Genomic DNA, 13,198 nt, shown 5'->3' on the forward strand with positions numbered 1-13,198 from the left:
TATGCGCTTTCTTATTTTTTATGCAGGAACTTGAAGAACTCGCCATTAGGCTCAACCACCATGACATCCTTCTTATCCTTGAACGAATTTCTATAAGCTTCTAAGCTTTGATAGAACTGAGCAAATTGAGGATCGCGCCCAAAAGCCTCTGCATAGAGCGCAGTTGCTTTAGCATCGCCCGCGCCCTTAATTTTTTGGGCGTCCCGATAGGCTTCAGCCAAGATTGTGTCGCGTTGACGTTCTGCATTGGCACGAATCTTGTCAGATTCAGCTGCACCTGTTGAACGAAGCTCATTAGCCACCCGCTTACGCTCTGCTTCCATGCGACGATAGACCGAGTCGCTGATCTCAGCGAGAAGATCAACACGCTTCGTGCGCACATCAACGATTTCAACGCCAATATCGGATACATCGTCAGCTACCTTCTTGCGGATACCTTGCATCACTTCTTCGCGCTGGTCCGAGATCAATTCACGAACAGTACGTTTAGTGAATTCTTCATTTAAGGCTGAGCGAACCAGTTGGGTTAAACGATCTTGCGCCAAACGCTCATCACCCTTAAAGCTGATAAAGAACTTACGCGGATCAACAATGCGCCATTTCACATAAGAATCTACCAAGAGATTTTTCTTCTCAGCAGTAATAAAGCGCTCTGCTTCTGGATTATCAATCGTGAGAATGCGGCGATCAAAAAAGCGCACACTTTCAAATGGCGCAGGAAACTTCATCTGAATGCCGGGGTTTTCAATCACACGCACAATTTGGCCAAAAGAAAACACAACGGCAAACTTACGTTGGTCTACAACAAAAATACTGGACGACAGAATATATATCAGCGCAATAAAACCAATGACTGCTGCAATTAAGCGGTTAGCGTTCATTATCTGGCCTCCCGATCACGACTGCGGAAACCATCTCGTTTATCCAATGAATTATTCGCTGCAGGTACTTGCGGCGCGGAGGTTGATCCTGAAGAGGCGCTAGAGGTACTTGTAGTGTTAGTTCCAGTAGCTCCACCCACTGTTACGCTACCTGTTGGAGTAGCAGCTCCCGATGGATTGGATTGTGTATTGGCTGCTTGAGCACTTTCAGCACTCACCTGTGCAACGATCTTATCCAAAGGAAGATATAAAAGACTATTACTCTTCGTGGTGTCCACCAAGATCTTCGTGACGTTATTATACATTTCACGCATGCTATCGATGTACATTCGATCACGTGTTACTTGAGGTGCTTTGGAATACTCAACCAAAATTTGTTTGAAACGTGTTGCATCACCTTCTGCAGTTGCTACCACGCGCGCTTTATAGCCTTCAGCCTCTTGAATAAGACGGGCTGCAGTACCTTTAGCGCGCGGAATAATATCGTTGGCATAAGCCTGTCCTTCACTCTTTAAACGCTCTTGGTCTTGACCTGCTTTGACTGCATCATCAAAGGCTGCTTGCACTTGTTCTGGTGGCTGCACATTTTGCACGGTCACACTAGTCACATAAATACCGGTTTTATAGCTGTCCAAAATCTTCTGAATGGAATTTGCTAAATTAATACCAATCTTTTCACGACCCTCATACAACACGGTATCCATTTTGCTGCGCGCAACAATTTCACGAACTACAGTCTCCGCTGCTTGCACAACAGCCATATCCGGATCGCGATTATTGAATAAATAATCTGTTGGAGCTTTAAGGCGGTACTGCACGGCAAAACGCACATCAATAATGTTTTCATCCTCAGTCAACATGGAGGAGTCTTTTTGATTGGTTGCCTTGATCAACACAGGGCGCCCTACCTCTACTGAGCGTACGCCAGATAAATTCACCGTCTCTTCAGACTGAATCGGCCACGGCATGTGCCAGTTAATACCAGGCTTTGCGGTGTAGTCATATTTTCCAAACGTCAGGATAACGCCCGCTTGACCTTCTTGAATAATGAAGAAGCCACTGCACACCCACATGAAAAAGACCGCGGCGCCTGCAATGAGGAAGCTTGCTTTAGAACCAAATGGGTTACTGAACTTGAGGTTAGGGGCGCTAAAGCCGCCGCTTCCACCACCATTGCCTCCATTACCACGTTGCGATGGCGGAGGAATATCTGTGCTGCTTGGCTTGTTTGTGGAAGAACCCGTTGCACCCGGTTTTTTATTGCCTCCAAAGATGCCAGCGATTCTGTCGTTGAAATCACGCCATAGTTCATCCAAGCCAGGAGGAGGTCCATCAGGCTTAGTTGGCTGAACTGGTGGACGATTGCCTGACTGCGTTTCTACCGGTTTATTGGTGTCTGGTTCCGCTTTTGGAGCTTGCTGATCTCCCTGCCCATCTTTGGCATCTTTAGATCCGCCAGAATTGTGGCTATTGCCCCAACCTGGATCATTGACCGAAAACAGATCGAGAAATTTACGCATCATTAGAAAAGTAGCTTCGGTTGGAAATCGGATTAAATTCAGAAGTATCTGGTCGTTCGGGTAAAGGCTCTAAAAACTCATCCGGGGCCAATAACTTCTTGGCACGGTTGTGCTCGACCCTCATTCTATCAGTCATTTGGGAGCATTCGGCCAGGGCTGAACGAAGTAAATCAAGGCCCAAGCCCATCTTGGCTGACAGGAAAACCTGGCTTGGAAAACCCTGGTTATCCCGCTCTAATGCCGCGCCACAAGTAAAGGTTTGAGGCATTTGGTCGATCTTATTCATGACCTCAATTCTGGGAATGTCATCTACCCCAATTTCCTCTAAAACCGCCTCCACTTCCGCCTTTTGCTCTCTTGCGACGGGGCTACAAGCGTCTATTACATGCAAAATCAGGTCAGCATGGGATGGTTTCGTCCAAAGTGGCCCTAAAGGCCACGACCAACTGGTGGGGTAAATCTCGTATAAATCCAACGGTATCGAAAACCACGATTGAGCCAACCCCTTCCAAGTGAACCTTTCTGGAGGTCGCATCTAGGGTGGCAAATAGCTGATCTGCTGCATAAGTCCCCGCCGTAGTTAGGGCATTAAACAGGGTCGATTTACCAGCTTTGGTATATCCAACCAAAGAGACTGAAAACACATCTTTACGATTCCGCGCCCGTCTTTGGGTTCTTTGCTAACGTTGCAGTTTTTCTAATTCGTTTTTTTCTAAGCGCTTTGCTTTGGTCGCCAACATCCGGGCGGTCCAACTCCATCTGGGGTTCACCAGAACCACCTCGCACACCAATACCGCCACGCTGACGTTCTAAGTGACTCCAAGCCCTAACCAAACGAGACATTCGGTAGCGTACTTGAGCCAGCTCAACCTGAGTTTTACCAATGTGACTTTGGGCTCTTTGACTAAAGATATCCAAGATCAAACCCGTGCGGTCCACCACATGAAAGCCAATATGGCGCTCTAAATTACGCTGCTGGGTCGGAGAAAACGGATGATTGAAGATAGCCAGTTCTGCGCCTTGTTCTTCCATTACTCGCTTGAGCTCATTAGCCTTACCCGAGCCAATAAATAAAGCAGGGTCAGTCCTGCCCTTGCGAGCTATCACGCTAGCTGCAGGTATGGAGCCGGCACTATCAGCCAGTAGGCTGAGTTCGGCCATGCTATCCGCAAAATCCTCGCGCCCTGTATCTACTCCCACTAGAACAGCGCGAGCAGCATCAACTCCAGTTTTATACAGAGCCAGCTTCTTCTAAACGGAAATCAATCGCACGAGCAGGAACGATCGTGGAGATTGCATGTTTGTAAACCATCTGTGTCACGGTATTACGTAAGAGGACAATATATTGATCGAAGGATTCAATATTGCCTTGCAACTTAATACCATTCACTAAATAGATCGAAACAGGAACATACTCTTTGCGTAAAGCATTAAGGAATGGATCCTGAAGTAATTGAATTTTGTTGTTATTCATACTGCCCCTTATTTATCTTTTGTTAACTACTTTTTTGGGAGTCTTGCTTTTTTAATTAAATTCCAATTTTCACTACCGATTACTAACTCAATACTGTTCACTTCCAATGACTGAGAAAAACCCACTTTCTGAACACCCTATATTGGGCTGATTTTTAGAAAAATCAAGCCCATCTCAGCCTTCGCATGAAAGCTTAGCCTAAATTAACGTTTTTTGCCTTTTTTACCCTTATCTGCATCGACATAGGGGTTCTTTGCAGTATTCATCTGAATACGTAAAGGTGTGCCACGTAATTTAAAGACGTCTCTAAAACGGCCTTCTAAGTATCTCTTATAGCTATCAGTCACCCCACTTAAGGATGTCCCATGAATCACCACAATTGGGGGGTTCATGCCCCCTTGGTGTGCATAACGTAATTTTGGACGGCCCATACCCACCCGTTTTGGTTGCTGATGCTCGATTGCCTCTTGCAAGATACGAGTTAAGCGTGGGGTAGGCAGTTTTGCCATTGCAGCAGCATAGGCTGCGTCCACATCCTTAAATAACTCTTTTAAACCCGTACCCTTCTTCGCCGAGATAGGGTGAACATTCGCAAAATCCAAAAAGCGTAACTTTTGAGCAATCTCTAAGCGCGCACGTTCTTTAACGTAGGCATCAATACCATCCCACTTGTTGACTGCCACCACTAATGCACGGCCTGCTTCAACAATAAATCCAGCGATATGAGCATCTTGCTCAGAAATATCTTGCTGAGCATCTAACACCAAGATCACTATATTGCAGTCTGCAATCGCTTGCAATGTTTTTACTACTGAGAATTTCTCGATCGCTTCAAATACTTTTCCACGACGGCGAAGACCAGCAGTATCTACCAAGATGTAAGGTTTGCCATTGCGCTCAAATGGAACTTCAATGGCATCACGCGTGGTTCCTGGCATATCAAAGGCAATGACGCGCTCTTCACCGATCAACTTATTGATCAATGTAGATTTACCGACGTTAGGTCGCCCTACTACCGCAATCTTCATCGGCCGATTAGGATCGTTCGCTAACTCATCTTCGTCTGGCTCAGCAATGCCCAGCGAATCTAATGCGTCATCAATTAAGCCGCGCACTCCATCGCCATGTGCTGATGAAATCGGAAAAGGCTCACCCAAACCAAGCTCATGAAAGTCTGCAGTCACTACGCCCGCTTGCATGCCTTCAGTTTTATTGACAGCCAAAATAACTGGTCTTCCCGTCTTACGCAAGAAATCCGCAATCACTCGATCCTGTGGCGCCATGCCAAGGCGACCATCCACTAAGAAAATGACAATGTCAGACTCAGCAACAGCTTGCTTCGTTTGATTTGCCATTTCAGCAACAATGCCAGTCTTAGCAACAGGTTCAAAGCCGCCGGTATCTACGCAAATAAATGCGCGTTCGCCAATGCGGCCTTTGCCATAATGTCGATCTCTGGTTAGGCCTGAAAAATCAGCCACCAATGCATCGCGTGAACGCGTTAAGCGATTAAAGAGTGTCGACTTTCCAACATTAGGACGGCCGACGATGGTGATGACTGGATTCATTTTGGACTGTACGCCGCTAGTTTTCCACCTTGAGACTGAACCAAGATGAGGTCACCTACCGCAATGGGGGCAGCCGAGATTGGACTACTGTCATGACGAATACGCGCTACGAGCTCGCCGTTCGCCTGTGAAAATGCATGGATATAGCCTTGAGCATCACCAAGCAACAATACTCGACCTACTGTGAGTGGTTCACCCACATCGCGATAAGTCAATTGCGTGTTTTCCCAAACCTGAGTACCATCTTTTGTTGCAAAGGCAGTGACATAGGATTTTTCGTTAGCAGAGAAAACCATTTCTGAACTTTGCGCAGTTCCGGTATAGCTTGAATAATCTTTAAACCACAATAGATTACCGGTACGTGCTTGACCGCAACCAATGCGTCCTTGATAAGAAACCGCGCAGATGATTTCACCTTCCATGCTTGGCTTTGCGGTGACGTCGTTCAAGCGCTCAATTTCTGAAAAGCCTTTTGGAAAGGACACTGGGGTCTCCCAAATTAAGCCGCCATTGGCAATGGCAATTATGCCAAAACGTCCGCCCGTGAATCCGGTAACGATTACCTCATTACCAATTGCTAACATGCCGTAACCCACTCGCAACGACAGAGCAGACTGCTGGCGCTGATAAGTCCACTTACGCGCACCAGTAGTAGCATCCAGACCAATGAAACGATTATCGAGTGCACGCACTACGACTATGCCCGCCGCAACTACTGGCTCACTCAATACTTCACTGCCCACACTGACGTTCCAAATTTTCTTGCCCGTATCATCATAGGCATAGACCATACCCTTGGTACTCACAGCAACAGTAGTTCTGCCATCAGATCCTGGGCCAATCGCTAAACGCTCCGGAACAGAAACTGACCAGACTTTATTGCCAGTTGCCAAATCAATCTTTGCTAGATTGCCGCTATGGGAAGCAGCGTAGACTGCATCGCCAGCAACAATGGGATGAAAATTAAAAGACTCTGATGAACCAACGCTAGTGGACCAAACTGGCTGCAAATCAAATTGGTTTGTAACTGCTACTAATTCAGCAGGCTTCTTAACCCTTGCATTACCGCCGCATGCAGCTAAAGCAATGACTATGGAACCCAATACTAAGGCCGCGCTTAATCGCTTCATCTGTCTTGTCATCACTGAGCAACTCCTCCAACAGCATCTAATTTAACCTTCAAGAGACGACGCGCCTCTTCCGGAAATTCTTTTGCTTGGTCTAATTTTTTCCAGGCATCTTGATAACTTTGCTTAGCTTGCTCATTTTTCTTTTGAGCTAAATACCAGTCGCCACGACGCTCAAGCCAGAGTGCTTCAAAACCAATGATGGATTTTTCATTAAGGATTTGATCGGCTTCAGCGAAATCTTTTTCACTGCCCTGCTCAACCAATAAAGAAACCAAACGTAGTTTTGCTAATGCGAGGTAACCATCATTGGATGCATTCTTAGCAGCCCAGCGTAAATAATCTAAAGCTTTTGCACTTTCTCCCGCATCAGCAGCAATGCGAGCAGCTACCAAACTAGCCATCGCGGAATATGGGGTGCGCTTAAAATCCTTTTGCAGATCATCTGCCGCTCTCAAAGTTTGATCCTTGTCACCCTTGGCAATAGCACTCATCATCGTTTCATACAACTTGGATGCTTCTAAAGCCTGGCTATTACGCCACCATTGATAGCCGCTATAGGCTGCATAAGCAAATAAAGCTGCTGTCACTACCCCAGTAATGAGATTGCGATACTTTTGCCAAAACGCTTTGAATTGGTCTAACTGTTCTTGTTCTTCTAGATCTAAAGGCATATCAATCCAAACTGATTTATGAGTAATTATTAATGTATTAGGCTAATTCTATTCGGAGGCGCCTACTAAGGCGTCAATTGCAGCTTCTAGGACACCATCTAAGGGAACAGCCTTCTGCTCGCCTGTGCCACGCAAATCCTTGAGTTGCGCCTCATTCTTAGCCAATTCATCCGGTCCAATAATGACCGCAAAGGCTGCCCCACTAGCATCTGCCTTCTTCATTTGGGATTTAAAGCTTGCAGATTGACCATCTGGAGGGCAGAAAAGGATGGTATCAATACCGGCACTGCGTAAGCGCTCGGCAATAATCATTGCCGTTGTCAAAGTCTCACCACCCTGATGTAAAACAAATATATCGCAGAGTGATTGAGCCTCTGGAAGGGATCCAGACACTTTCATCAACTCGAGAACACGTTCCATTCCCATTGCCCAACCACACGCTGGAGCAGCTCTACCACCCATACGCTCAATTAAAGGGTCATAACGACCACCACCAGCAATCGTTCCTTGAGCACCCAACTCCTCTGTCACCCACTCAAATACTGTGAGGTTGTAATAGTCCAGGCCGCGCACTAAACGAGGATTAATTTTGCAGGGAATGTTATTGACTTTGAGAATATCTTGTAAGGCATTGAAATGCTGGAGTGACTCCTCGTCCAAAAAATCTAATAACTTTGGCGCACCTTCAATCAATGCTTGCATCTCAGGATTTTTTGAATCCAAGATACGCAAAGGATTGCTCATCAAGCCACGTTTTGAATCTTCATCTAATTGGTCTTGATGTTGTTCAAAATAAGTTACGAGAGCAGCACGATGCTGAGCGCGCTCTGGGGCTTGACCCAAAGAATTAATCTCTAAACGCACACCCTTTAAACCGAGCTCATCCCATAAGCGTTGGCCCATGAGAATAATTTCTGCATCGATATCAGGGCCAGCAAAACCGAGTGCCTCGATACCAAACTGGTGAAATTGACGATACCGACCGCGTTGTGGGCGCTCATGACGAAACATCGGTCCGGTATACCAAAGACGCTTAGGTCCTTCGTACAGTAAATTATTTTCAATAACAGAACGCACCAATGCTGCAGTGCCCTCAGGGCGTAAGGTGAGTTGTTCACCGTTTAAGCGATCCTCAAAGGAATACATCTCTTTTTCAACGATGTCAGTCACTTCCCCGATACCGCGCTGAAATACTGCAGTGGCCTCAACAATCGGCGTTCTCAAAAACTCATATCCATAAGCACGCGTGAGGTCGCGCAAGACATGCTCAATATGGGCCCACTGCGCAGCATCCACTGGCAGCAAATCATTCATGCCGCGCACGCCATTGATTTTCTGCACTTTGGATTGCGCCACTGGTGCTTTGGGCTCTTTGCTTTGATCAGTCATTTTTTTATTATTGTTTTGCAATTGCTTTTCTTATTACTTAGTTCTGTTTAAACCTTGGCTGCGTAATGTTGTTTAACGTACTCGTCAACAATCACCTGAAACTCTTCAGCAATTTTCTCACCGCGTAAGGTTTTTACCTTAACACCATCCACAAACACTGGCGCTGCAGGAGTTTCGCCTGTTCCTGGTAAAGAAATACCAATATTGGCATGTTTGCTTTCACCTGGGCCATTCACGATGCAACCCATGACAGCGACATTCATATTCTCAACGCCAGGATGGGTTTTCTTCCAAACAGGCATTTGTTGACGTAAATAAGACTGAATGTTGGCAGCCAACTCTTGGAATGTTGTACTAGTCGTTCTACCGCAACCTGGACAGGCAATCACCATCGGTGTGAAGTTGCGCAGGCCCATCGTTTGCAGTATCTCTTGAGCAACGATAACTTCGTTTTCACGAGGCGCACCTGGATCAGACGTCAAGGAAACGCGAATGGTGTCGCCAATCCCCTCTTGCAGCAAGATACCCATTGCAGCAGTAGAAGACACAATTCCTTTACTTCCCATACCTGCTTCAGTTAATCCCAAATGCAGTGGGTAATCTGAACGGCGGGAAAGATCACGATACACGGCGACTAAATCTTGCACGTTGCTTACTTTGCAAGATAACAAAATTTGATCTGGGTTCATGCCCAGTTCTACAGCCTTTTCTGCGGACTGCAATGCAGACTGAATTAATGCCTCAATCATGACTTCTTGGGCAGTTTTTGGTACTGCTAGCGCTACATTGCTATCCATAATGGATGCCAATAAGTCTTGGTCTAGGCTACCCCAGTTCACGCCGATGCGAATAGGCTTATCGTATTTGCAAGCTGCTTTAATCATTTGGGCAAATTGGGGGTCACGTTTAGCGCCCTTACCCACGTTACCGGGATTAATGCGGTACTTAGAAAGCGCTTTAGCGCACTCTGGAAAATCATTTAATAAAGTGTGGCCGTTGTAATGAAAGTCGCCAATCAACGGAACCAAGATATCCATCTCATCTAGCTGCTCACGAATATAAGGAACGGCAGCAGCAGCTTCAGGAGTATTCACTGTAATGCGAACCATCTCGGAGCCTGCACGGGCTAATTCTTTTACCTGAATGGCAGTACCCACTGCATCTGCAGTGTCAGTATTGGTCATTGACTGCACACGGACTGGAGCATCGCCCCCTACAGTAATGACATTGGTTTTCCAAGCGACGGTTGCTTGACGCGTCATTCTTTTGAGCGATGGTCCCAGCGGTAACGGTGGCAATAAATTATTGGAGTTCATCTAGATGAGTCTTTACTTTAACTTTTTGAGCCATTCAATAGGATGCTCTTTAGACTGCTCATTGAACTCATCCTCTGAGTCATCATCAGACTCCACCTCGGTGAGTTCGATCTCAGCATTATGGACAGCGCGTTCGCGCACACGAGTACGGTCTACAACATCTCCGGCCAACTGACCACAAGCCGCAGCAATATCATCACCGCGCGTCTTGCGTACAGTAGCCACCATACCGGCATCCAACAAAATGCCAGCAAAGGTGTTTACGCGCTGCGCTGACGAGCGCTTTAAGCCTGACTCTGGGAAAGGATTGAAAGGAATCAGATTAATTTTGCACTTGATGTTTTTTAATAAGCGCACTAATTCTTTAGCCTGAATATCGGAATCATTCACGCCATCGAGCATGCAATATTCAAAGGTTAAGAAATCTCTTGGGGCGAATGGCAAGTAACGCTCGCACGCGTCGAGTAATTCACGTAGTGGATACTTTTGATTGAGGGGTACTAATTGATCACGCAATACATCATTGGGTGCATGTAATGAAACCGCCAGCGCAACTGGGCAGTCCTGCGCTAAACGATCAATCATTGGCACAACGCCAGATGTTGAAACAGTTACGCGACGACGCGATAAACCATACGCCCTATCGTCCAACATTAAACGCAACGCTGAGACTACATTGTCATAATTGAGTAATGGTTCGCCCATGCCCATCATCACTACGTTAGAGATGACACGACCCGTATGTTCCCAACCAGGGGTGGGGTATTTTTCAATTCTGCGAACTGCTTGCGGATCATTACGCAAAAGATGTTCTGCAAACCAAAGTTGCCCGATGATTTCACCGAGAGTGAGATTACGTGAGAAACCTTGATGTCCAGTAGAGCAAAAGCGGCAATTAACCGCACAACCTGCCTGAGAAGAGATGCACAAGGCACCTCGATCATCCTCAGGAATAAATACGGACTCCACAGCATTGCCAGCACCCACGTCCAGCAACCACTTGCGGGTGCCATCGAGCGCGTGCTCATCTTTAATAATAGGAAGAGAAAGTACTTCTGCTTTGCCTAGCAAAGTTGCTCTAAAGCTTTTTGCTAAATCACTCATGTCATTAATGTCCGATACACCACGTTGATGTATCCACTGCATGAGTTGTTTGGCCCTAAAGGGCTTTTCATTCAACCCCGCGACATACGCCGCCATTTGGTCAGCGTCAAAATCTAAGAGATTTACGCGCGGGGAGGTCAATGCGCCTACTTATAGATAAATAGGTACTGATTAACGATTGAAAGCATTCATGCCAGGGAAGAAGAAAGCAACTTCCACAGCAGCTGTTTCAGGAGCATCAGAACCGTGTACAGCATTTGCATCAATGCTGTCAGCAAAGTCAGCACGGATAGTGCCTTTGTCTGCCTTCTTAGGATCAGTAGCGCCCATCAAATCACGATTCTTAGCAATAGCGCCTTCGCCTTCTAAAACCTGAATCATGACAGGACCAGAAATCATGAAGCTCACTAAGTCTTTGAAGAAAGGACGATCTTTGTGAACGCCATAAAACTGCTCAGCTTCATTCTGTGACAAATGCGTCATTCTGGAAGCAACGATTTTCAAACCAGCAGATTCAAAACGGTCATAGATTTTGCCGATCACGTTTTTTGCGACAGCATCAGGTTTGATAATAGAAAGGGTGCGTTCAATTGTCATGCAAGACTCCAATAGTGATTTCAAAGGTATTTGTTGGCTTAAACTCTAAATCAGGGCAAACCGCCCCAGCCTAACTCAACGACCCCCGAATTATACATTGCTTGACCGTATTTACCCCTATATAAGTAGGGCTAAGCCATTGAATTTACAGGGAATAAGCCCTCAATTTGTAGGTCTTTTCAGGGGGGGGCTTGAAATTTGAGCATTTTGTCTATACTTAATGGCAACAGCTCTTCATGGGCTCTTGTAATAACTATGAAAAAGAAGGAGTCAATATATGGGTGATCTGAACTCTTACGGCTTTGGCCAAACTGGCTCAATTAGCAATGTCCAGGTACGCAACCGCGTGCTACGCAACACTTATGCCCTATTAGCTCTATCGATGGTTCCAACAGTCATTGGAGCCTGGCTAGGAGTTGCCATGGGTCTAAACCTGTTCGCCGGTAGCCCATTTATTGGCTTTATGGTTTTTATGGCAGTAGCCTTTGGTTTCTTCTGGGCCATCGAAAAGAATAAAGACTCTGGGGTTGGTGTTCTGCTACTCCTAGGCTTTACCTTCTTCATGGGCATCATGATGTCTCGCTTAGTGGGTTTCACGCTGAATAGCTATAGCAATGGCGCCACGCTCATCATGTTGTCCTTTGGTGGCACAGCAGCAATCTTTGCAATCATGGCTACCATTGCTACTGTCAGCAAGAGCGATTTTGCTGGTATGGGTAAATGGTTGATGGTTGGTGTGCTACTCTTGATTGTTGCCTCACTGGCAAACATCTGGTTGCAGTTGCCTGCTTTGATGTTAACTGTCATGGTTTTGGCAATTGCCATCTTCTCCGCTTTCATCCTGGTGGATGTACAGCGCGTGATCAATGGCGGTGAGACCAACTACATCATGGCTACTCTGGCTATCTACTTAGATGTGTACAACGTATTCACTAACCTACTCGCACTATTGGGTATTGTTGGTGGAAACAGAAATTAACTTCAGAGGTTAATGCATTCCACAGCACTCTGAAACTCGAGTGGGATGTTCTCAGAAGGCGCCTGCGGGCGCCTTTTTTATTAGCCGTCTTTTACATTACTTAGCCGTTAGATCATCACACCAAACGTAATAGGTATTGATCCATTGACCAAATGGCCCTTCATTCACTCGCCCCGGAACCGCAACCTGCCAACCTATTTCCGCTAATTTCATAGATGCCCGCTCCACCCTTATAGGCTATTTGCAATTTCTTTCCATCAGACGAGATAGTGCTGATTTCGTAAGCTTTGTACTGAGGGTTTTGATAAGTAAATTCAACATGAGGACCATCTTGCTTGGTGATCGTTAAGGTAGCCGGCACATTTTGAGTTTGTGTCTTGGGATTTTTCTTGGAGGCATTAATCAAAGTTTCAGCGGTATTGCCAGCATAGACTTTTGCCAACGTAGGAATGCCTTGGGCATTTACGAAGGTACACATCCCTAGAGCAAGCGCCAGCCCAATAATTGATTTCATAAAAATACCTTTGTGTGAAATTAAAAAACTTACAACCGTTTTTATCATACAACCG

The 13,198-nt window shown here is 46.1% G+C and carries 12 protein-coding genes and 1 pseudogene; 1 reads left to right on the top strand and 12 read right to left on the bottom strand.

All coding sequences use genetic code 11. From position 1 onward, the window contains the following. Positions 1 to 11: 11 nt before the first annotated feature. From hflC to ndk, 11 genes and pseudogenes are all read right to left on the bottom strand, one after another. Complete coding sequence (hflC, locus tag DXE37_RS06890) at positions 12 to 881, bottom strand: protease modulator HflC (protein ID WP_114636996.1); 870 nt, start codon at positions 879 to 881, stop codon at positions 12 to 14. Further along, positions 881 to 2,404, bottom strand: a complete 1,524-nt coding sequence (hflK, locus tag DXE37_RS06895; RefSeq protein WP_114636997.1) for an FtsH protease activity modulator HflK — start codon at positions 2,402 to 2,404, stop codon at positions 881 to 883. The genes hflC and hflK overlap by 1 nt, the downstream gene beginning before the upstream one ends. Continuing rightward, positions 2,394 to 3,562 (bottom strand): annotated as a pseudogene (hflX, locus tag DXE37_RS06900) (GTPase HflX). Before hflX ends, hflK begins: the two are co-directional and overlap by 11 nt. Before the next feature lie 70 nt (positions 3,563 to 3,632). Then, positions 3,633 to 3,875, bottom strand: coding sequence for an RNA chaperone Hfq (gene hfq / locus DXE37_RS06905; protein WP_114636998.1), 243 nt, complete (start codon positions 3,873 to 3,875; stop codon positions 3,633 to 3,635). A 203-nt stretch (positions 3,876 to 4,078) separates the two neighbouring features. Next, the gene (der, locus tag DXE37_RS06910; RefSeq protein ID WP_114636999.1) at positions 4,079 to 5,443 is read right to left on the bottom strand and encodes a ribosome biogenesis GTPase Der; all 1,365 of its coding nucleotides are present in this window, start codon (positions 5,441 to 5,443) and stop codon (positions 4,079 to 4,081) included. Next, the gene (bamB, locus tag DXE37_RS06915) at positions 5,440 to 6,585 is read right to left on the bottom strand and encodes an outer membrane protein assembly factor BamB (RefSeq protein ID WP_114637000.1); all 1,146 of its coding nucleotides are present in this window, start codon (positions 6,583 to 6,585) and stop codon (positions 5,440 to 5,442) included. Before bamB ends, der begins: the two co-directional genes overlap by 4 nt. Beyond that, positions 6,585 to 7,244 carry a YfgM family protein gene (locus tag DXE37_RS06920; protein WP_114637001.1) on the bottom strand — a complete coding sequence of 220 codons (660 nt, stop codon included), beginning with the start codon at positions 7,242 to 7,244 and terminating at the stop codon, positions 6,585 to 6,587. Before DXE37_RS06920 ends, bamB begins: the two co-directional genes overlap by 1 nt. Before the next feature lie 48 nt (positions 7,245 to 7,292). Next, on the bottom strand, positions 7,293 to 8,633 hold the full coding sequence (hisS, locus tag DXE37_RS06925; RefSeq protein WP_114637562.1) for a histidine--tRNA ligase: 1,341 nt from the start codon (positions 8,631 to 8,633) through the stop codon (positions 7,293 to 7,295). A gap of 47 nt (positions 8,634 to 8,680) precedes the next feature. Continuing rightward, positions 8,681 to 9,949 (bottom strand): flavodoxin-dependent (E)-4-hydroxy-3-methylbut-2-enyl-diphosphate synthase, encoded by a 1,269-nt coding sequence (ispG, locus tag DXE37_RS06930; RefSeq protein ID WP_114637002.1) that lies wholly within the window; start codon positions 9,947 to 9,949, stop codon positions 8,681 to 8,683. Between the two features lie 12 nt (positions 9,950 to 9,961). Then, positions 9,962 to 11,194: a dual-specificity RNA methyltransferase RlmN gene (rlmN, locus tag DXE37_RS06935; RefSeq protein ID WP_269460303.1), complete on the bottom strand. Its 1,233-nt coding sequence runs from the start codon at positions 11,192 to 11,194 to the stop codon at positions 9,962 to 9,964. 30 nt (positions 11,195 to 11,224) lie between these two features. Next, positions 11,225 to 11,650: a nucleoside-diphosphate kinase gene (ndk, locus tag DXE37_RS06940; RefSeq protein WP_114637003.1), complete on the bottom strand. Its 426-nt coding sequence runs from the start codon at positions 11,648 to 11,650 to the stop codon at positions 11,225 to 11,227. A 277-nt stretch (positions 11,651 to 11,927) separates the two neighbouring features. On the opposite strand from ndk, the gene DXE37_RS06945 reads away from it, so the two are divergent. Beyond that, positions 11,928 to 12,629 (top strand): Bax inhibitor-1 family protein, encoded by a 702-nt coding sequence (locus DXE37_RS06945; protein ID WP_114637004.1) that lies wholly within the window; start codon positions 11,928 to 11,930, stop codon positions 12,627 to 12,629. Between the two features lie 160 nt (positions 12,630 to 12,789). Here DXE37_RS06945 and DXE37_RS06950 read toward each other — a convergent pair whose 3' ends face one another. Further along, positions 12,790 to 13,143 carry a hypothetical protein gene (locus tag DXE37_RS06950; RefSeq protein WP_114637005.1) on the bottom strand — a complete coding sequence of 118 codons (354 nt, stop codon included), beginning with the start codon at positions 13,141 to 13,143 and terminating at the stop codon, positions 12,790 to 12,792. Positions 13,144 to 13,198: the final 55 nt, after the last annotated feature.

This window comes from Polynucleobacter necessarius, from assembly GCF_900095205.1.
Taxonomy (GTDB): Bacteria; Pseudomonadota; Gammaproteobacteria; order Burkholderiales; family Burkholderiaceae; genus Polynucleobacter; species Polynucleobacter necessarius_E.